Raw genomic sequence first — 19,341 nt, 5'->3', positions numbered from 1 at the left:
AGTAAGGATTAGCTGCTGTTTTGGCTAACTTTAAGAATACCTAGTCATCGTTACGGACTGCTACCGTGACAATTTTTGATTTTTAGAGGAAGTCCACTTTTGCCCCGGAAATGGGTAATCTCAAAAGGAAAGACAGATATTATTTTGATGAAAGGCTATGGGTATCAGCATCCTGAGAATTTGGGCGATCGCAGCTAATAGTTTTCGCGAGGTTATTCGCGATCGCATTCTTTACTTTATCGGGTTTTTTGCCTTGTTGATGGCCTTCGCTTGGCGTTTATTACCAGAAATTGCGGTGGGAACCCATGAGAAAATCTTTCTTGACTTGGGATTAGCCGCTATCGGACTATTAGGGATAATTGTCGCGGTTTTTGTGGGTACAGGGCTAATTAATAAGGAAATTGACAAGAAAACTATTTTAGTTTTGATTCCTAAACCCCTGAGTCGGGCCGAATTTATCCTTGGTAAACACTTGGGTTTGTCCGGGGTTTTAGCGGTGATGTTGGGGGTAATGTTGGTGATTTACCTGCTGATGTTGCTGGGGATGAAAGTATCTTTTCAAGCTTTACCCCTGATTGTTTCGGTTTTCTATCTCGGTTTGGAATTAATTCTCATCGCGGCCGTGGCGATCGCTTTTGGGGTATTTACCAGTTCGATTTTAGCCACGTTAATGACTTTTGGGGTCTATCTAATGGGTCACATCAGCAAAGACCTGATCCAATTGGGTATAATCAGCAAAAATCCCAATATTCTCGCTATCACTAAAAATATTTATCTAATTCTCCCAGATTTGGAGAGATTGAATTTTAGAAACGAGGCCGTTTATGGTTTGCTCCCTAGTGCTGATGTCTTAATCGGTAATGCCCTCTACAGTCTCGTTTATACTGGTCTATTATTGGGTATCTCCATCCTCATCTTTTCACGACGACAATTTTAAATGGCCTTGCCGAATGTCATCGCCATCGATTAGTTTATAGACATGATTAGCCATGAAATTAAAGGCACAACTGCATATTTTAAGTCGAGAAGCGGTCAATTACGGACTGGCAACCGTGGTCATGGAAGAAGCGGTTAATCCCGTCCTGGCAGCTTTTGCTAGACAGTTAAAACATTTACAATACTATGTAGTTCAGAATAGCCAAGGTGATTGGTTACTAACCACCTTAGCCCATCGGCAGCAGCCACAACAGGAAAAAAGGGTAATCTATGCCTTTGCTACAGAAAAAATGGCCCTATCCGCCCAAAATACTGCTAATTCACCCCTATCAACGCTCCTGATTCCTGTAACCCATCTTTTATTCCAATTATTTGCCGTAGAAAAAGTAGATAGTATTATTTTTCTTGAAAATGCACACACCGCTCAAACAGGAAAAGAAATCTCCCGGACCCAATTAAAGGCCAATATTGAAAAACAACTACAAAAACTGGGGACAATTCCTGCCAATCTTGCTTAATTAGTTATCAATAGGGAAAAGTTAATTATCTGCAATGGCCTTTTTTACTCTTACTCAGATTACCATGACCGAGCCAACCCGATTAAACTATCACGATACCTATTCTTGTCCCGTCTGTCGCCATGGTAAAATTGCCACTTTACCACTCATGGAAGCCTATGCTTGTAACTTTTGTCAACACATTTTTACTGCTAATTTAGAACAACAGGTTTTAAAAATGGCCGATAGTCAATTACCCTTAACTTGGTATTGGAATGGTAAGTATTGGCAGGGTTTACCGAGAGAAGGAATGGAGATAGCAGGTTTTTACTTAATTATCGGTTTAGGATTTGTGATTTTTCCCACAGCAATTGTGACTACGGGAGCCTATCTTTTTCCTCCAGTCGAGGGGAGTCCTTTGTCATGGGTGCCTCTATTTTGGTCGATTTTAACCTTTATTTGCCATGCTATTTGTTTACTCTGGTTAATTATCGAATATTATCAGTTTCCCGTTAATATGTATCTGCGGGCTTTGGCTCGTCGTTGGCAAAATTCTGTCGTCACTAGATTATTATCCTAGGAAACATTCAATCCCAGAAAGGGGAGATGGGAATTATGAATTATGAATTATCAATTATCAATTATCAATTATGAATTAGGAGAGTGAGGATAAAAAATCTGATAACTGATAACTGATAACTGATAACTGATTACTGTTCCCTAAATTATCCCCAAAGGACAAAATTGACCCGATAATTCTAGTTTATTGTTTTGCAGCAGATATAAACCGTACTCAATTCCTTCTACTACTGCTTGATAGGAAGCTTCCAAAATATTACTAGACACTCCCACGGTAGTCCATCTTTGTTGACCGTTACTGGACTCGATTAAAACCCTAGTTTTCGCTGCCGTCCCCGAACCACTATCGAGGATTCTCACTTTATAATCGGTCAGGTGAAAGTTAGCAATTTCGGGATAGAATTTGACTAAAGCCTTTCTTAAAGCCCGATCTAAAGCAGCCACAGGCCCGTTACCCTCGGCCACTTCTAATAAATCTTCCTCTTTTACCCGTACTTTAATTGTAGCGATCGCATTACCACTATCCCGGAGCATATCACAATAAACTTGGAATCCTTTTAATTCAAAAAGGTAGCTTCTTTGTCCCAAAGCTTCCCGCATTAATAACTCAAAACTAGCTTCGGCTGCTTCAAATTGATAACCCTCACTTTCCAAGATTTTTAAACGTTCCAATATTTGCCGACAGGTGGGATCATCTTTATTTAAATCGATGCCAAAACTGCGCGCTTTCGCTAAGACATTACTTAATCCCGATTGGTCAGAAATGACAATGCGACGCTGATTCCCGATCGCTTCCGGGTTAATATGTTCGTAGGTGAGGGGATTTTTCGCCACCGCAGAAACGTGAATTCCGCCTTTATGGGCAAAAGCAGAACGTCCGACGAAGGGAGCGTGATCATCTGGGGCTAAATTGACCATTTCGCTGATTTTTCGGCTAGTTCCCGCCAATCGGCCTAATTGATTTTCTTCTAGGCAAGAAAAGCCCATTTTTAACTGAAGATTGGGAATTAAAGTACATAAATTGGCATTGCCGCAGCGTTCCCCATAACCGTTAATTGTGCCTTGAATCATGCGTGCGCCCTCGTTAACTGCCGCTAAGGAGTTAGCCACGGCGGTTCCTGCGTCATTATGAGCATGGATGCCTAATTGAGGCGCATTTTCATCATCGGGATCGATACCCAATTGCTGCCGCACTTTCTCCACGATAGGGGCGATTTCTTGGGGTAAAGTGCCGCCGTTGGTATCACAGAAAACTAACCATTCGGCCCCGGCATCCCTGGCGGTTTTGAGGGTTAAAAGGGCGTATTCGGGGTTATTTTTGTAACCATCAAACCAATGTTCGGCATCATAAATGACTCGTTTTCCCTGACAGCGTAGATACTCGATCGTATCTCCTATCATGGCTAAATTCTCCTCCAGACTGGTTTTTAAGCCCTCTGTGACGTGCAGATCCCAAGATTTGCCGAAAATTGTCACCCAACGGGTTCTAGCGGCGAGAATGGCGGTTAACATCCGATCTTCCCGGGCCTCGACATGGGGGCGACGAGTGGAACAAAAAGCGACTAATTCTGCTTGTTTTAGGGGTTCTTCGTGCAGTTTCCAGAAAAATTGACCGTCTCTAGGGTTTGCCCCTGGCCAACCGCCTTCGATAAAAGGAATACCCATCCGATCTAATTCCCTGGCGATTTTAATTTTATCTTCTAGGGAGAGGGAAATACCTTCTCGCTGGGCCCCATCCCGGAGAGTAGTGTCATAGACCCAAATGCGCTTACCATTGTTCATAGAAATAGTCAATAAGTGTTAATATTAATTAATAACTGTAGCAAGTTAAAATCACGCCCCTAATGCCTAGAATAACAGTTTACGGTCAAACAATCACCTGCGATCGAGGTGCAAATCTTCGTTCAGTTATCAGTTATCAGTTATCAGTTATCAGTTGTCAGTTTTGAATGAACAGTATTAAGTGTTAAAGTGTTAGAGCATTAAGTGGCAAGTTCGGAGCCTTCTTTTCACTGATTAATGATTACTGTTTACTGTTCACTGTTTACTGTTTACTGATTAAGGTTATCAAATGAACGAGACAATAATTTTTCGGATATCACCAATAATTCGGGTAACTTTATTAAGTTTATATGTGGCGTTAACCATCCCTTTACCCTTTTTAGCAAAAGTAACTAATTCCCCTGTTAGTCCCAATTTTCTCTGGTTAGGAATCAGCTTAGGATTAATCGCTTTATACGGAGCTTTAAGTGAAAGAGTGATTTTATCAGAGACAGGGATACAAGTTACCTATCCCCAATGGTTTCCCGCTTTTCTTCGCTCTGGTTGGTGGTTAAATTGGACAGATATAAAAGAACTTAAATGTCGCAGTACAGGACAGGGTGGTTTAGTTTATTATTTCCTTGATCGCTCCGCGGAAAAAGCCTATTTATTGCCGATGCGAGTAGCGGGGTTTAATCGCATGGTCAAAATAATCGAGGAAAAAACTAACTTGGATATGACCGATATTCGCCCCCTTTCTCAGCCTTGGATGTATGGAATTCTTTTTATTCTCACCCTATTTTTATTATTAGTCGATGCTTGGACTATTGCTACGGCGAGAACTATTATTCCCTAATAAATTCGGCTCAAAACGTAATCTACTAGCTCGATTAACACGTCTTTTGAGGGAGAAGAAGCTAAACAGTCAAGGTGTTTTAAGGCACTTTGTCCATATTGAGATGCTAATTCTTTTGAGCGAGGAATACCTTGGCTAGAGTGAATAAAATCAAGAGCTTTTTCGATGTCTCCTTCCTGACTAAATTCCCGTTCGATTAACACTTCTATATAGGGATTTTCCTCCATAGCAAAGAGAGCGGGAGCGGTGATATTACCACTGATCAAATCGGAGCCAGAGGGTTTTCCTAATACTTCCGTGGGGGAGGTAAAATCGAGAATATCATCGACGATTTGAAAAGCTAATCCTAAATCACGACCATAATTATATAAATGATGATTAACTTCGGCCGATTGATCGCTTAATACCCCGGCTGCTTTGGCACTATTGGCAATTAAAGAAGCAGTTTTGTAGTAACTTTTTTCTAGATAAGCTTCTAAGGAGATACTGGTATCAAAGCGATTAATTCCCTGTTGAATTTCCCCTTCAGCAAAATCGCGAATCACTTCTGAGAGCAATTTTACCACTTCTAAATTATCTAAATTAGCTAGATACCAAGAGGATTGAGCGAAGAGAAAATCCCCCGCTAAAACCGCCACGCGATTGTCAAATAAACTGTTAACGGTGGGAACACTGCGCCGCAATTCTGCCTCATCTACCACATCATCATGGACGAGACTGGCAGTGTGGATCATCTCCGTGATTTCCGCTAATCGACGATGACGGGGGGTGATATCCCGGTCTAACATGGTAGCGCGAGATACCAGCAACACGATCGCCGGTCGAACGCGTTTACCACCGGCCTCGAACAAATGTTCTGCTGCCGCCGCTAAAATGGGATGACGAGCGCCGACGAGGTTTTTTAAGTTATCGGTCAAAAGACGGAGATCATCGTCAACGGGTGCGAATAAAGAAGTTGTTGGGATCATTGGTTAGCCAATTGGCGAGATAGTTACGAAAGTTTACATATCCTTACATTTATTTTAATCTAACCGTCCAGACTAGGGAAGGGGAAGCATCAGTGATCAGTGATCAGTAATCAGTGATCAGTAATCAGTAATCAGTAATCAGTAAACAGTAAACAGTAAACAGTGAGGGGTTGGGGTTTTAGGGTATTGGGGTTTTAGGGGAAATTTCCCCACTTCCCCCCACACCCCACACCCCACACCCTACACCCCACACCCTACACCCCACACCCCACTTCCCACTTCCCACTTCCCTAATTTTTTTCCCGACAAAACTCTTGTCATTGTCAAGACTCTAGGGTAACTTGTATATAAAAATTAATAAAGCGAGAAGTATTAGAACGATGTTGAGACTAATTAGCGACTTTGACGGCCCGATAATGGACGTATCGGAGCGATATTACCAAGTTTATCAATACTGTTTACAGAAAACCGCCTATAAAGGTCAAATTATTGGGGAATTATCGAAAGCGGAATTCTGGCAGTTAAAACGGGATCAGGTTTCTGAGAAGCGTATCGGGGAAATGTCAGGATTAGATGAAGATCAAGCGCGTAAATTTGCCCATCTTCGTCGTCAAACTGTTCACACTTCACCCTATCTTGTCCACGATCGCCCAGTGGTTGGTTCTTTGGAAACTCTCCAGAAAATCCAAGAGTTAAAGATCGATTTAGTCGTGATGACGATGCGGCGGGTATCCGAGCTAGATCATGCCTTTAATCGCTACGATATCGGTCGTTTTTTCGCCGCTAATCGTCGTTATTGTCTAAATAACAATTACACCAAAACTAACGACGTGCGCGACAAAACTCTGCTTATGGCTAAGGCCGCTAAAGAACTGCCGGCGGCTGCCGATACTTGGATGGTGGGGGATACGGAAGCGGATATTGCCGCCGCTAAGAGCCAAAATATTAAGGTTATTGGCGTATTATCGGGGATTCGCAGCCGTTCCCGTTTAGAGAGCTACGAGCCTGATTATATCGTCAATAACCTTGGGGAAGCAGTGGACGTGATCTTAGGATCCCTGCGAGCGATTGGTTAACGGAAAAAACTACTAATCACCCAAAAGATCAGAAAAGTGACGAGCGCATAAATTTGGCGATCACCAAAAATATTCAAATCAGCATTGGCCGCTAAACTGGCTAATCCCGCTCCCAGAGCGACTCCTAGCACCAAACCAGCGAGAGTGAATAGTAAGGCGCGGCCAAAACGTTTTTCTTTGCGGTTGAAAAAATAGATATTAACGAAAACACCAAAAGCTAGGAGCAGCGGTAAAAGGGAGCCACTGGGATCGGGAACTAACAGCGTGATTGCTCCTAAACAAGCGTAAATCACTGCTGGCACAGCGATATCTCTTGCAGAAGGTGTATCGATTAGGCTTTTCCACCAGTTAGGAGATTTGCCGCTAGTAACTGGTTTACTTTCCACCGGAATCGTCAGACGTTCGGGAAAACGAATGCGATCGGGTACTTTAATTCTACCTTCCTGTCGCATCCGCAGTCGATCCATGAGGACAGAATCGTAGGCCGCCTCGATCGATTCGACAATTTTGCTATCATTCTGATACTGTTGCACCAGTCTTTGTTTGGCCTCTTGAATTTCTTCAAAAGAGGATTCTTCAGTAACCCCAAGTTGTTCGTAGGGATTCTGTTCACTCATGAACATACCTCCTTAATTATGCTCCCGATAGTCATGATCTTAACCCTATGTTCTGTAGTTTAACTTGAGATCCAAGCTTATTTAAATTAATTAAGTTTAGCGAAAATCTGAGCAGAATCGATCGCTTCGTAGGGATAACCACTGGCATCTAAAAGGCTTTTTTCGGCGATTTCTCCTTCTTTAACGATAATTAAGCGGTTTTTGCCGCCGTAGGCTTTAATTGTGACAATTTCTAAAGCAAATAACCCCGGAGAGAAACGGGGATTTAAGGCCCCATCGTACTCGAATTTACTCTGCATTAACTGCAAAGCATAGACGCTACTGCTATCAAAGGGTGCTGCCTCCCGCAGGGTTTTGGCCCGCAGCACTGGGATTAAATCGCGAAAGGGAATAGAAATCTTTTGCAGGGTGCGATCAAGTGTATCAAAAGAATAACAGTAACCGATGCCGTCCCAACGTCCTTCACAGCGCAGAATTAATTTATAGCGTTTTCCGTCCCCTTGTACCTGTAATTCTATTCCCTCGTAGTTAGATAAATTTAGGGGAGGATTCAGGTTTCTGGTACGAACTGAGGCAAAACCGCCGTTATTTTCGGTTCTAACGATACCAGAAAAGAGAGCGCGTCCTCCGGTTAGGGTTATCTGACTCTCACTCACTCCTCCCATTACCACATCATCCACCGCACCCCAGATTTCTTTTATATCACTGCTGGGATTGCTAAAGTCAAAGAGGGTTTTTTCGGCGGTTATACCAGCATTTTTCAGTAAATCGAGTAAATTGGCTAAACTATGGCGGTTATTCTCCCCTTGACAGTAGATAATCTCATCAATCCCCATGAACAATTGCGGGGTTTGCAGAGCGAATAAATCGACATTTTCAGCAAATAATTGACGTGCAGACTCGATATTATCGACTAAAGCGCGAATTTGATAGTTTTGCTGCTGTAGTTGAGCGATTACCTTTCTACCGATCGCATTTTCACCACCAATGACTAAAATAGTCTTCATTGCTTGCTCATTTGTTAGCTGAATTTTTTTATCTTCTCCGAAACCGAGCAGCTTTTGCAGACAACTCCAGAGGGGAATACTATCAAAATAGTCGAGAGTTTGCCAAAATCTCTGAAAATCCCAGCTTTTTGACTCAGCCATAACTTTTCTCTCCTTACTGCCGTTAATTTTTATTTTATCGAGTTAATTTGGCTGTTTGAGATCAAAAGCTCTCCTGTAAACCTCAAAAATCTTCCGTTAGGTGAGGAAACTCCGAGACAGGAGGAGAAAAAAGACAAGAGACAACTATCCTACCCATAAAACCGAAGATGATGTCAAATTTATCTGTGCTTTTAGATATTTTGACCCGATAGCGGCTCGAGAACTTACTTTGACAGGATATTAATTCTAACAAAAAATATTTTGGCTTTATTCGATTCCATACTATCTAAGTTTTTAAGCTCATTAAAACTACTAATTTGCCATAACCAGTCTAGAGAGCCAACGGGAGGAAGCTGCAAAAGTTGTGGAGTTAATTAACAATCATCCCCGAAAATGTCTTGACTATCCAACCCCCTTTGAGGTATTTTATCAAATACGATCGGATAGTGATGCAATTCAGATTTGAGTTTACTGCAAATTTTTTTAATCATCATGCCACAACAATCCTTAATCCCTAAAACCCCGACAGATCAAGCCCTCCCCAATCCTCTAGCACAAAATAGTTTAAATGTCAAGCTTTTTAGAAAAATATTTTTATTGTCTCCCCTGTTGTTTTGGGAATTATTTGGTTTAGCAGTTAGCTCGGTGAGAGCAGTAGAAAATCTACAATGTCCTGTCATTTCTAAGGAAGAAGTTGATACAAATGCTCTCCAAAGAGAAATTGCTAATTATTCGGCCACTCTGCGAGTATATCCTAGCGATCTGGGTACGATTAAACTTTATCTTCAACGGGGAATGGCCCGAGAAAAAATCAACGATCGAAACGGTGCGATCGATGATTTCAGTCAATACATTTGGTATAGTAATTATAATGCCCCCGGATTCAAAGATCGACAGTTACTAGCTCAAGCCTATTATCAAAGAGGTAAGTTAAAGTTAGCCATGGCGATGGAGGAAGAAGAAACCCCTATAGCCGAGGAAATCCCTGTTATTGAGGAAGAAACGCCTATAGTTGAGAAAATCCCTGTTATTGAGGAAAAAAAACCTATAGTTGAGGAAATCCCTGTTATTGAGGAAGAAACACCCCTTATTGAGTCAGAAAGGCCAATAAGGAAGCAGCATCAGCTAAAATTATTAGAAGCTGCTCAAGCAGATTTTCGGCAAGCCTTTAAATATAATCCCAATGAAAGTGAAGTTTACTTTAACCTAGCAAGTGTTGCGTCTTTGCTCGATCATCAATCCTTGGCTTTAGATTATTATCAGCGTTTTATCGGTTATGAAACTGAAAATTATCGCGGCTATTATCATCGAGGACAGCTATACTCTAGGTGGGGAAATTATGCAGAGGCTATCAAAGATTATGACCTGGCTATTTCATACCAACCTGATCTAATGGAACTCTATTATAATCGGGCCATAGCTTTAGAAAAGATAGGAAGAAAACGAGATGCTTTTAAGGATTATAAAATCGTTTTAAAATGCTCACCTAACTTATTTTTAGCCAAGAATGCTCCTAGCAGTTATCAAAACCGTGCCAGAGTACAAATTGAAATGGCTGACGAGGAAGTAGAATTAGCCAATTTATCGAATAATTCCCCGGAAGGATATCAAACAGCGATCGAGTATTATAATGGAGCCATCAAAGACTTAGCACTTGTCATCCGTGTTAATCCCAACTACGATAAAATTCCTCATTCTAGAGCATTTATTAAACGGGGTTATGCTCACCTAAGACTCAACAATAATCAAGGGGCAATTCAAGATTATAACCAAGCAATTTATCTGCAACCCCAAGACGCAAAAGCCTATGTATATCGGGGTTTAATGCGAGCGAATAAATATCAAGAATACGCAGGAGCTTTAGAGGATTTTACTGCGGCAGTAGCACGAAATCGTCATGATGCAGCCGCTCACTATCATCGGGGATTAGTGCTGTATAAATTAGGGCGTTATCAGGAGGCAGTAGATAATTATAATATTGCCTTAGCCCAAGATGATCGGATCAATACACCTAGTTTTACTTCTCGCTCTGTCTGTAGCGAAAATATCCGAGAATCTGCCGACAGAAATTATTTTTATAACTCCAGAGAAACCGATTTTCGTCCTAATTATAACGTCTCTTGTCATGCTCTGGCCCGGGGAGATGCTTATTTTGCTCTGAAAAATTTTGCTGCGGCCGAAAGAGATTATACTACTTATATAGTTGCCTATCCTAACGATCCAGAAGGGTATCATAAACGGGCGAATGCGCGTTTTGAAAAAGGGGACAAACAGGGAGCGATCGAGGATTATAATGTATTTCTAGAAAAAGTCCGTGATGCGAGAATTTTCTATAGTCGTGGTAATAGTAGCGCTGACGTGGGAGATGATCAAGGAGCGATTACAGATTATCTGCAATCTTTGAGCATTAATCCTATCGATGTGACGGTGTATAGTAATCGGGGAAATGCACGCACGGATACCGCTACTATTCCCGATAATGTACAAGTAACACCGAGAATATCGGCCAATCCGATCGCCTATAATAATCGGGGTGTTATTCGACGACAAACTGGGGATAAGGAAGGTGCTTTAGAGGATTTAGATAGGGCAATTAGATTGAATTCCAATAATCCGATCACCTATAATAACCGAGGAGTTATTCGCTTTGATTTGGGAGATAATGCCAGAGCTTTGGAGGATTTAAATATCGCTATTGCTCTCCAGTCTAACTATGCTGAAGCTTACTATAATCGAGGTTTAGTTAAGGAAAAAATGGGCGATAAGAAGGAAGCGATCGCTGATTATCAATTAGCAATTACTTATCGGCCTAATTATGGCGAAGCTTATTATAATTTGGCACTTGCCACCTACGATGATAAAAATCCTAGTAGTCGAGTAGCGAGCCTTAACTATTTGCAAAAAGCCGCTAATGCCTTGATAAAAACTGGTAATTTAGAACTCTATGAACGGGCGGTAGAATGGATGTTAAAAATGCAGTAATTTCTCTAAAAAATAAGCTCAGGTTTGACAAAGGCTTCAAGATTTGGCTATTTCAAGCCTTCAAAGAGCGGGGGAGTCTCTTATTGCCGATCAATTAGCCGCTAATCATCATGCTCTTGCTCAACAGCTACAGCAAGTTTTAGGAAAGCAACGGTTGAAACAGATTCCAGAGAATGGATTAAGATTACTTCCTAGATATCGTCACAGTGGTCAGGATTTAGTTATACTTAAAGAAAACTCTATAGATTCAACTCAAATTGTCTTTAATCAAGAAACTCAAGCTAAAATAGAGAGAGTCTTAGATGAACATCGTCAACGACAAAAATTAGCTAAGTATGGATACTTACCAAAGACTAAACTTCTTTTCTGGGGTTTTTCCTGGTGTGGTAATAAGATTAAGTGCTGTTATTTCTAGACCCAAGGAAACCCAACAAAAAGATTCAGACGGATTTAGGTGTTGGGTGTTGGGTTTCCCTTTCCTTGAGAATTGAGAGGTTTTCTTTAACATATTTATTCGCTCAACCCAACCTAGAAAACTACTACAGTTGCGAGAACAGTTTTCGAGCATCGGCGATGATTTTATCACCCCAGAGATTTTTTTGCAGGGTTTCAACCTGAGCAAATTCAGGGTCGATTTTAAGCGCACTTTTAGCAAGTTTGATCGCTTTCTCCGTATTGCCTTGACGGTAGAGGGTAACAGCGAGAGCCAGTTGATTTTCGGCAGATTGGGGGTTAATTTCAAGACTTTTTTGAAATTGGCTACTGGCCAAATTTAGATCGCCTTGTTCGTAATGAATTAAGCCAATATTGGTAATCGCAATCAGATTTTTTTCGTCCAGTTCGAGAAGTTTTTGATAGTCTTGTAATGCCTCGCTATAGCGTTTCTGTCTTTTGTAAATATCTCCTCGGAAATTATAAGATTCCTTGAGCTTGGGATCGAGAGCGATCGCTTTGTCGAAATCTGCTAGAGCGAGATCCCATTTTTCGGTTTGATAGTAAAGGATTCCTCGAATGTAGTAGGCGATAGCGTTATTTTGATTAATAGCGATCGCGCGATCGAGATCGGCGAGAGCTAAATCCCATTTTTTCTGGATACGGTAGATATCTCCCCGCAAGGAATAAGCGTTATCACCTTGACTATTGAGATCGATCGCCTTATTAAGATCGGCTAAAGCCAAGTCCCATTTTCCCAATTGGAGATAAACTTTTCCACGCATGAAGTAGCTATCTGGTTTTCCATCGATCTCGATAGATCTTGTGATACTCGCGAGCGCTAAATCCCAGTTTTTTTGTTGAAAATAAAGACGACCAAGCTGTAAATAAGCGGACGAGCAATTCGGATCGAGTTCGATCGATCGACTGTAATCGCTTAGGGCTAGATCCCATTTCTGCTGTTGCTGGTAGATTTTTCCGCGGTTGTAATACAGAACCGCCTCGTTACTATTAAGCTCGATCGCCTTATTATAATCGGCAAGGGCGAGATCGAGTTGATTTTGACGGTAGTAAAGAGATCCCCGAAATCGATAAAATAACTCGAAATAAGGATTTAATCGAATCGCTTGGCTGTAATCGGCGAGTGCGAGATCTCCTTTTTTCTGTAACTCGTATAAAGCCCCTCGTTGGAAATAGGCGAGTTCGGGATTTGGAGCGGTTTCGATCGCCTTATTATAATCGGCGAGAGCCAGATCCCACTTTTGTTGTTGGAAATATACACTTCCTCGACGACTATAACCATCGAAATTACCGAGTTCGATCGCCCTGCTATAATCGGCGATAGCGAGATCCCACTTTTGTTGTTTATTGTAAAGATTTCCCCGCGCCTCGTAACTCGCGGCGGAATTCGGATCGAGTTCGATCGCTCGATTATAATCCGCTAGGGCTAAGTCCCATTCGCGCCGCCCCTCGTATAATCCCCCGCGACCACCATAACCGAAGGCGGAATTCGGATCGAGTTCGATCGCCCGGTTCAAATCGGCTAAAGCTAAGTCCCATTTTTTGAGGGAAACGTAGGCCAAACCGCGCATGATATAAGCGACAGCTTGATAAGAATAACTGTCGATCACTCTCGTGAAATCGGCGAGCGCTAACTCGTTTCTTCCTTGAAAATGATAGAAAATCCCCCGTGGAAAAGAAAGGATAGGATTATCGGGATCAATGCTAATCGCTCGATTATAATCCGCTAGAGCTAAATCCCATTTTTTACGCGCCATGTAAAATATCCCCCGACTCGCATAAGCTCCTGCGAAATTAGCATCGATCTCGATCGCTCGGTTATAATCGGCTAGAGCTAAATCAAATTCTTTGCGCTCTTTGTAAACATCGGCGCGGTTTATATACGCCCTAGCGTTATTCGGATTTAACGCCAGTGCTTTATTATAATCGGCTAACGCGAGATCCCATTTTTTCCAAGCACCGTATAACATCCCGCGATTGCTGTACCAACCGGAACGGGGAGCGATTTCTATGGCGCGGTTGATCGCTTCTAAGGCTCGATCGTATTGTCTTACGTCCTGTCGTATAAAGGATTGTCGTATAACCAATAGCGTCGATAAACTATTGTAGTAATTCGGATTGCGGGGAAAGATTTTTATCGCTTGTTCATAGCTCTCGATCGCTTTTTCGTATTGACCTAGACTTAACGCCCAATACAGTGAACCCCTCTCGTGTAAAATTTCAGCGTGAAATTCCGAACCTTGCTCGCGAGTGGGTAGGGTAGCGAGGGCTTTCTCGATCGCTTCAAGAGCGTCCCGATATTGATACTGACGATTGTAAACTAACGCTTTACCGTACCAAGCTAAATAGGTGTATTCGGGATCGTTTAATTGTATCGCCCGATCAAAAGCTTGCAATGCTCGATCGTCTTTTTTCAAGCGCCAGAGTTGATTTCCCCGCTCGATCCAGATGTCTGCGGAGGCGTTGGTTTCCGGTACTTCTACACTGACAAGAGTGCGATCGATCTGCTGCTGTTGTTGTGCTGTTAACTGGGGTTGAGCGGTAACGAAAGAAGATAATTTAACTCGAAATCTTTCCTGTAAACCGATAAAACTATTAATGGGAATCCCTAAGCTAAAACCTAGCTGAATTTTACCCTTAACCCCCTCGGAGCGCCCGTGAATACCGATCACCTGTCCTGCAGCGTTTAAGACTGGACCGCCGCTCATACCGCCGAAGGTAATACTGGTATAGACCATATCGTAACCGCCGCTCAGGGAACTAACCCTGATCGATGCCCCACTTTGGGTAATCGTAAAATCACTCTGTCGCGTGGCGAGAAGTCCTTCCTCCTGACTTTTCACCGCACCGCCGCTAAAGAGCCATCCCGCTCGTTTATCGCCGATTTTGGGAAATCCCGCCACAAAAATGGGACTCTCCCGATTGGGGCTATAGTTGGCGATTTCTGCGACCGGATAATTCTCGTTACTCTCGAAGGTAAAAATGGCCAGATCGACCCCTTCCTGTCGAATAATGGTTTTTCGGTCGAGGGGAAGGGTTTTACCGTCGCTGGTGGTGAGGGTATAGGTGTAATCGGCACAGGTTTTCTCCTCGGAGATTTTCTCACAGAGGACATGATCGGCGGTTAATACGGTGTAGGATTTTCCTTCGCGGGCGATAATTGCGCCGCTACCGTTGGCCTGACTGCTACTATCGATCCGGACGGTGAAACCCTTCGCTTTTGTTTCTAATTGGGCGATATAGCCAGTATAGGTGGGGTTTTCGATGCCCGGTGAGCTTTTCGGTAAGGGTAATTGGTACGCGGTGAGGATTTCGGGCCGGATGTAGGTTAATAGGGTATTGATGGAAATGCCCCAGTTAACCGCTCTCATCTGTTGGATTTCCGCGTCTGTGGGTTTTGTACCGTCTTCGTAGGTGTAGTTAGAGAGAATCGGATAGGCCGATCGCCCGTTAATACCGATTAACTCATCCTCGAAAAAGATACCACCGCCGCTCATTCCCTGCACGACCTCCCCACTATAACCGACGCTGTAGCCCTCTTGGAGGGGTCGATCGCTTGTTTGTTCAATTTTCCCGTTATCGGTGGTGTACTGCCCCGTTTCTGCGGAATAACCGGTTACAGTGATATCTAGTTCCGCATCCGGGGAAATGGCGCGAATTTTAGCGATCGGATAATCCCTGGTATCGCTAAACTCCACGAGGGCCAGATCCTTATCTTTTAAAAGGGAATTCGGCGCGATCGAGGCTGTGCGGGTTTGGCCGTCGTGGGTTTGGATCTGTAGGGTGGTCGCGCCGCGGGTAACGTGAGCGTTGGTCAAAACGAGGTATATACTGCCTTTTTTCCCGATAATGATTCCCGATCCCCGATTTATCTCGCTAGTAATCTTAACAGTGACTTGACGGATCGATCGCTCGATCTGCGCGTTTGGGCTGTCTTCCGCCACGATCGCCGGAGCAGAGAAAGGGGATAGCGCTTTAACTGGTACGACGGGCAGAAGTAGGAGGCTTAGGAGTAGGGGAAAGGGTTTCAACATGGTTATTATGGGGAAATTCGGGGTAAAACAGCGAAAATTCTAGCGGGTGGGAACGCAATTATTTTGCGGGCCAGCAGATCTCGTACCACAGGGTGCGTCGCGATCGGCGAGTGGAGCTTTGGCGAAAAACTCCGTCATCGAGATATAGGTTTTATCTCCGGAATTCTGGAGGAGCATATCCGAGCTTTTCCCCTCTAGGATGTCCATGAGTTGTTGCAAGACTAAATCTGGATTATCGTGGGGTTTAAGGGTAAAAAGTTGGCTATTGCCGTCGCAGGGATCGCCGGATCGTGAAACGCTGCAGATGATCGGGTATCCCTTCGCCCGGCCGGTGGTAAGGTAGTTAAAACGCCCTTGATTATATGCTTCCTGGAATTTTTTCGTGACTTCCTGGCAACGAACCGGGGAACGTTTGGAGAAATATTCCGATTTCCAGCCGATAATCCGCACATTGCCGCTTCTTTGGGGAATCCAAGCGAGGGTAGCGGGGATTTTTCCTCCCGATGCGCGATCGAACACCTCTTTACAGAAGAAGGTGACGCGATTCGGGGTGGTCGATTGGCTGAAACCGGGGGCGATACCACCGAGGAGGACAGTGGCGAGGAGGCCGACGCAAGCGAGACGGTGGGAAATATATCTAGAGTTCATAGGGATAGTTCCTCAGAAAATAGGGATTAGAATCGTGATTAGGGTCAAAATGGGATTATTTAAGGGTTAGCGGCGGCGTTGAGGGTGTAGCGACCCGATTCACCCCCTTCGCGAGAGGTAGCCACTAGGATATAAACTCCATCGGCGGGTAATTCGGTTACAAGTCGAGCGTTAAAATCCCCGGGAGCGCGATCGACACGCTGGTCACTACGGGCGACCTGTGGGTATTTTGTCCCCTCGGAAGATTGGAGAACGCGATAGAGGACAAGATAGGGAGCGATCTCGTTGCTGTTCATATCCAGAACGATTTTCTGTCCGGCACGACCCTCGAACCCGTAATATTGCTCGTTTTGGTCTTTGGTCAAGTTGCCTTGAACGGTCTGACCGTTAAGAGGGAGGGCGAGTAACTGTATCCGATCGTCCTGTCCTAATGTTGAGACGGTGGAGACATCACCTGTTTTAACTGCGGTGAGGAAAGCTTGCAGGCGATCGAGGGAAACGGCGAAATTAATCCCGCTCTGGGTAAGACCGATCGGGTTTCCCGCACCGTCGTAAACGTAACTCCCGATATCGCCTGCGACGTTAACCCCCACCACTTCCCCCCGTGAATTCAAAAGCGGCCCGCCGGAATTCCCTTTGTTGATATTAGCGTTGTGTTGTACGATGCCTTTTTCGGGGTCGAGACGGCTGATAATGCCCTGGGTGAGGGTGTTTTGATAGTCCTCGTTTAAAGGTGTGCCGATGGCGAAAACGCTTTCGCCGACTTTGGCGGAGTTCGCACGGGCGAGGGGAAGATAGGGCAGGTTTTGGCGGTTATAAATCCGCAGGACGGCTAAATCCACGCCATTTTTAGCGAAGCCGATCACGTCTGCCGAGGCCTGCTGTCCGTTGGAAAATTTCACTGTCACCACCCGGGGTCCGTCCGCAACAACGTGGGCGTTGGTAATGATGATACCGTCGGGACTGACGAGAAAGCCGCTACCGTGGCCGCTGCCATTTTTGACGGTGACGACGGCGGGGCTGGCTTTCTGATAGACTCTAGAAGCGGTCTGCTCCTGGGCGAGGATGGGTGGAATGTTTTCCATCAGGAAGCCTCCTGGTTGAACGAGTAGGCCAGTGGTGGCCAGTAGCACCGATAGGGTGAAAGTAATTGGTTTCATCGGGTTGGCTCCTCTTTAGTCGAGGGATACTTGCAAGGATGTTATCGTTGGTTTTTTCCCAATTATGCGATCAAGTTTTAAGTCTTCAGGTTGCTTTTTTCACAAAAGTTTAGAGGGGGAGAGCGATCGCTCTCCCTGGCAACTTACGCACCTATCTGCCGTAGTGCTTCTATGGCGCTGTTGTACCTTTCCGTGTTTCCCTGCTGGCGAAATAATTCGGCGGCTTGTCGTAAATCTTTGATCGCTTTTTCTGTTTCTTTCCGACTGTAATAAATAGCCCCCCGAATGAAGTAAGCCTCGGCAAATCGGGGATCGAGATCGATGGTTGTATTGAAATCGGCCAGGGCGAGGTCGTTTTTTTTCTGTAGGTAGTAAAGACTGCCCCGATTGATGTAAGCCACGGCCAATAGGGGGTCGATCTCGATCGCACGGTTCCAATCGGCCAAGGCGAGGTCGTGTTTCTGCTGTTGATAGTAAATATCCGCCCGATTGTTGTAAGCCAGGGCGTAATTTGGATCGAGTTCGATCGCCCTGGTGTATTCTGCAATGGCAAGGGCTAGTTTTTCCTGTTGAGTATAATTAATTCCCCGGTTAAAGTGGGCGATCGCTTCTTTGTAGTTCGCTTGAGCGATCAGGGTTTCGGTTCGCAGTTGGCTCCCTGGGATCATGATATTGCGGACGGTTCCGATGGTGACAAGGCTGAGTAGGCTGACGGTGGCGATGAGAGTAGAGGTGGGGAGGGCGAAGGATTTCATGGGTAGTTCCTCGGTGAGGGTGATTTGAGCTTCTACCTAATTCATCGGTTGCTTTTTTGGGAATATGCAGGATAGGGCGATCAATTTTTTTTCCTTTCGGGTACAAAAGGAAAAAGCGCGGCAATCGGCATCGCTTTGTTATCATTTAGTGAAAAATACTTGTTTTTTTTGATGCAATATGGTAAGCAAATCCCCGACGATTACTGATGCGGAATTAATTCGCCTCAGTTGTCAGAACCCGGAATTAGGCTTTGAACGCAATGCAGATGGAACGTTAGTCACTATGCCCCCGATCGGAAGTATTTCAGCGAATCGAGAACTGAAAGCCGGCGCTCGCCTGCTCTACTGGGTCGAACAGAACGGGTTAGGAGAGGTATTTAGTTCTAGCGGCGGTTTTAAACTGGCCAATAGCGCGGTACGCTCTCCCGATGTGGCTTTCGTGGCGAGAGAACGTTTACCGTCCGGTTGGCAGGAAAGGGAGGATGAATTTCTCGATCTCGCGCCGGATTTCGTGATCGAGATCCGTTCTAAAACCGATAGTTTATCCAAGTTAAAGCGGAAAATGGAGGAGTATCGGGAGAACGGGGTGAAGTTAGGATGGTTGATTGATCGCCACAATAAACAGGCTTTCGTCTACCGTCAGGACGGGACGATTACCTGTTATCCCGAGAACGCGATTTTAAGCGGGGAAGATGTGGTTCCGGGGTTCACCCTAGCGCTAGAAATCTTGCTGTAAGATCGATCGCTTTTTTCGGGGTGAGATTCAAAATCGATCGAGTATCTAGACCGCGCCTAATTGCCGTAGGAATTGCAGGGCTTTTTCGCGTGCTGGCGCGTTCCCTTGCTGGCGGAACAGTTCGGCGGCTTGTCG

At 44.3% G+C, this 19,341-nt stretch carries 16 protein-coding genes and 1 pseudogene; 9 read left to right on the top strand and 8 right to left on the bottom strand.

The window, feature by feature from the left end:
• Window positions 1-157: 157 nt before the first annotated feature.
• The 3 genes from IM485_RS03770 (at window position 158) to IM485_RS03760 (ending at window position 2,013) form a co-directional block, all read left to right on the top strand.
• Window positions 158-937 (top strand): ABC transporter permease, encoded by a 780-nt coding sequence (locus tag IM485_RS03770; protein WP_110577905.1) that lies wholly within the window; start codon window positions 158-160, stop codon window positions 935-937.
• Between the two features lie 52 nt (window positions 938-989).
• Window positions 990-1,454: a hypothetical protein gene (locus IM485_RS03765; RefSeq protein ID WP_104396044.1), complete on the top strand. Its 465-nt coding sequence runs from the start codon at window positions 990-992 to the stop codon at window positions 1,452-1,454.
• Between the two features lie 64 nt (window positions 1,455-1,518).
• Window positions 1,519-2,013, top strand: coding sequence for a hypothetical protein (locus IM485_RS03760; RefSeq protein ID WP_110577943.1), 495 nt, complete (start codon window positions 1,519-1,521; stop codon window positions 2,011-2,013).
• Between the two features lie 140 nt (window positions 2,014-2,153).
• On the opposite strand, the gene cimA is transcribed toward IM485_RS03760, so the two are convergent.
• On the bottom strand, window positions 2,154-3,794 hold the full coding sequence (cimA, locus tag IM485_RS03755; protein ID WP_287741400.1) for a citramalate synthase: 1,641 nt from the start codon (window positions 3,792-3,794) through the stop codon (window positions 2,154-2,156).
• A 289-nt stretch (window positions 3,795-4,083) separates the two neighbouring features.
• Here cimA and IM485_RS03750 point away from each other — a divergent pair, with 289 nt between their 5' ends.
• The gene (locus IM485_RS03750; RefSeq protein WP_287741397.1) at window positions 4,084-4,629 is read left to right on the top strand and encodes a hypothetical protein; all 546 of its coding nucleotides are present in this window, start codon (window positions 4,084-4,086) and stop codon (window positions 4,627-4,629) included.
• Here the strand turns inward: IM485_RS03750 and sds are convergent.
• Window positions 4,626-5,597, bottom strand: coding sequence for a solanesyl diphosphate synthase (sds, locus tag IM485_RS03745; protein ID WP_287741390.1), 972 nt, complete (start codon window positions 5,595-5,597; stop codon window positions 4,626-4,628). The genes IM485_RS03750 and sds overlap by 4 nt on opposite strands.
• Window positions 5,598-5,977: 380 nt before the next feature.
• Here sds and IM485_RS03740 point away from each other — a divergent pair, with 380 nt between their 5' ends.
• Window positions 5,978-6,673, top strand: coding sequence for an HAD family hydrolase (locus tag IM485_RS03740; RefSeq protein WP_104396049.1), 696 nt, complete (start codon window positions 5,978-5,980; stop codon window positions 6,671-6,673).
• Here the strand turns inward: IM485_RS03740 and IM485_RS03735 are convergent.
• Entirely contained in the window at window positions 6,670-7,290 is a 621-nt protein-coding gene (locus tag IM485_RS03735) for a CPP1-like family protein (RefSeq protein ID WP_104396050.1), read from the bottom strand. The genes IM485_RS03740 and IM485_RS03735 overlap by 4 nt on opposite strands.
• Before the next feature lie 86 nt (window positions 7,291-7,376).
• Entirely contained in the window at window positions 7,377-8,438 is a 1,062-nt protein-coding gene (locus IM485_RS03730) for a CIA30 family protein (RefSeq protein ID WP_287741387.1), read from the bottom strand.
• Between the two features lie 364 nt (window positions 8,439-8,802).
• Between IM485_RS03730 and IM485_RS03725 the strand changes: the two are divergent.
• The 3 genes and pseudogenes from IM485_RS03725 to IM485_RS03715 form a co-directional block, all read left to right on the top strand.
• Window positions 8,803-8,904: pseudogene (locus IM485_RS03725) on the top strand (IS30 family transposase); the annotation flags it as partial.
• A gap of 26 nt (window positions 8,905-8,930) precedes the next feature.
• Complete coding sequence (locus IM485_RS03720; RefSeq protein ID WP_287741386.1) at window positions 8,931-11,420, top strand: tetratricopeptide repeat protein; 2,490 nt, start codon at window positions 8,931-8,933, stop codon at window positions 11,418-11,420.
• Between the two features lie 43 nt (window positions 11,421-11,463).
• On the top strand, window positions 11,464-11,835 hold the full coding sequence (locus IM485_RS03715) for a hypothetical protein (protein ID WP_287741383.1): 372 nt from the start codon (window positions 11,464-11,466) through the stop codon (window positions 11,833-11,835).
• Window positions 11,836-11,959: 124 nt separating this feature from the next.
• Here IM485_RS03715 and IM485_RS03710 read toward each other — a convergent pair whose 3' ends face one another.
• From IM485_RS03710 to IM485_RS03695, 4 genes are all read right to left on the bottom strand, one after another.
• The gene (locus IM485_RS03710; RefSeq protein ID WP_287741381.1) at window positions 11,960-15,907 is read right to left on the bottom strand and encodes a serine protease; all 3,948 of its coding nucleotides are present in this window, start codon (window positions 15,905-15,907) and stop codon (window positions 11,960-11,962) included.
• Window positions 15,908-15,946: 39 nt separating this feature from the next.
• On the bottom strand, window positions 15,947-16,555 hold the full coding sequence (locus tag IM485_RS03705) for a COP23 domain-containing protein (protein WP_287741378.1): 609 nt from the start codon (window positions 16,553-16,555) through the stop codon (window positions 15,947-15,949).
• Between the two features lie 59 nt (window positions 16,556-16,614).
• Window positions 16,615-17,715, bottom strand: a complete 1,101-nt coding sequence (locus tag IM485_RS03700) for a S1C family serine protease (RefSeq protein WP_002736123.1) — start codon at window positions 17,713-17,715, stop codon at window positions 16,615-16,617.
• A 143-nt stretch (window positions 17,716-17,858) separates the two neighbouring features.
• Window positions 17,859-18,470: a tetratricopeptide repeat protein gene (locus IM485_RS03695; RefSeq protein ID WP_287741376.1), complete on the bottom strand. Its 612-nt coding sequence runs from the start codon at window positions 18,468-18,470 to the stop codon at window positions 17,859-17,861.
• Between the two features lie 178 nt (window positions 18,471-18,648).
• Between IM485_RS03695 and IM485_RS03690 the strand changes: the two genes are divergently transcribed.
• On the top strand, window positions 18,649-19,206 hold the full coding sequence (locus IM485_RS03690; RefSeq protein ID WP_002763043.1) for a Uma2 family endonuclease: 558 nt from the start codon (window positions 18,649-18,651) through the stop codon (window positions 19,204-19,206).
• Window positions 19,207-19,341 lie beyond the last annotated feature (135 nt).

Origin of the sequence: Microcystis sp. M169S2, assembly GCF_020245865.1 — a bacterium.
Classification (GTDB): Bacteria; Cyanobacteriota; Cyanobacteriia; order Cyanobacteriales; family Microcystaceae; genus Microcystis; species Microcystis ichthyoblabe_A.
This window is presented reverse-complemented; position numbering and strand designations above follow the sequence as displayed.

Excerpts from the sequence above, each read along its gene's own strand:
- IM485_RS03770 (WP_110577905.1), top strand. The coding sequence starts at position 158 with ATGGGTATCAGCATCCTGAGAATTTGGGCGATCGCAGCTAATAGTTTT.
- IM485_RS03765 (WP_104396044.1), top strand. The coding sequence starts at position 990 with ATGAAATTAAAGGCACAACTGCATATTTTAAGTCGAGAAGCGGTCAAT.
- IM485_RS03760 (WP_110577943.1), top strand. The coding sequence starts at position 1,519 with ATGACCGAGCCAACCCGATTAAACTATCACGATACCTATTCTTGTCCC.
- cimA (WP_287741400.1), bottom strand. The coding sequence starts at position 3,794 with ATGAACAATGGTAAGCGCATTTGGGTCTATGACACTACTCTCCGGGAT.
- IM485_RS03750 (WP_287741397.1), top strand. The coding sequence starts at position 4,084 with ATGAACGAGACAATAATTTTTCGGATATCACCAATAATTCGGGTAACT.
- sds (WP_287741390.1), bottom strand. The coding sequence starts at position 5,597 with ATGATCCCAACAACTTCTTTATTCGCACCCGTTGACGATGATCTCCGT.
- IM485_RS03740 (WP_104396049.1), top strand. The coding sequence starts at position 5,978 with ATGTTGAGACTAATTAGCGACTTTGACGGCCCGATAATGGACGTATCG.
- IM485_RS03735 (WP_104396050.1), bottom strand. The coding sequence starts at position 7,290 with ATGAGTGAACAGAATCCCTACGAACAACTTGGGGTTACTGAAGAATCC.
- IM485_RS03730 (WP_287741387.1), bottom strand. The coding sequence starts at position 8,438 with ATGGCTGAGTCAAAAAGCTGGGATTTTCAGAGATTTTGGCAAACTCTC.
- IM485_RS03720 (WP_287741386.1), top strand. The coding sequence starts at position 8,931 with ATGCCACAACAATCCTTAATCCCTAAAACCCCGACAGATCAAGCCCTC.
- IM485_RS03710 (WP_287741381.1), bottom strand. The coding sequence starts at position 15,907 with ATGTTGAAACCCTTTCCCCTACTCCTAAGCCTCCTACTTCTGCCCGTC.
- IM485_RS03705 (WP_287741378.1), bottom strand. The coding sequence starts at position 16,555 with ATGAACTCTAGATATATTTCCCACCGTCTCGCTTGCGTCGGCCTCCTC.
- IM485_RS03700 (WP_002736123.1), bottom strand. The coding sequence starts at position 17,715 with ATGAAACCAATTACTTTCACCCTATCGGTGCTACTGGCCACCACTGGC.
- IM485_RS03695 (WP_287741376.1), bottom strand. The coding sequence starts at position 18,470 with ATGAAATCCTTCGCCCTCCCCACCTCTACTCTCATCGCCACCGTCAGC.
- IM485_RS03690 (WP_002763043.1), top strand. The coding sequence starts at position 18,649 with ATGGTAAGCAAATCCCCGACGATTACTGATGCGGAATTAATTCGCCTC.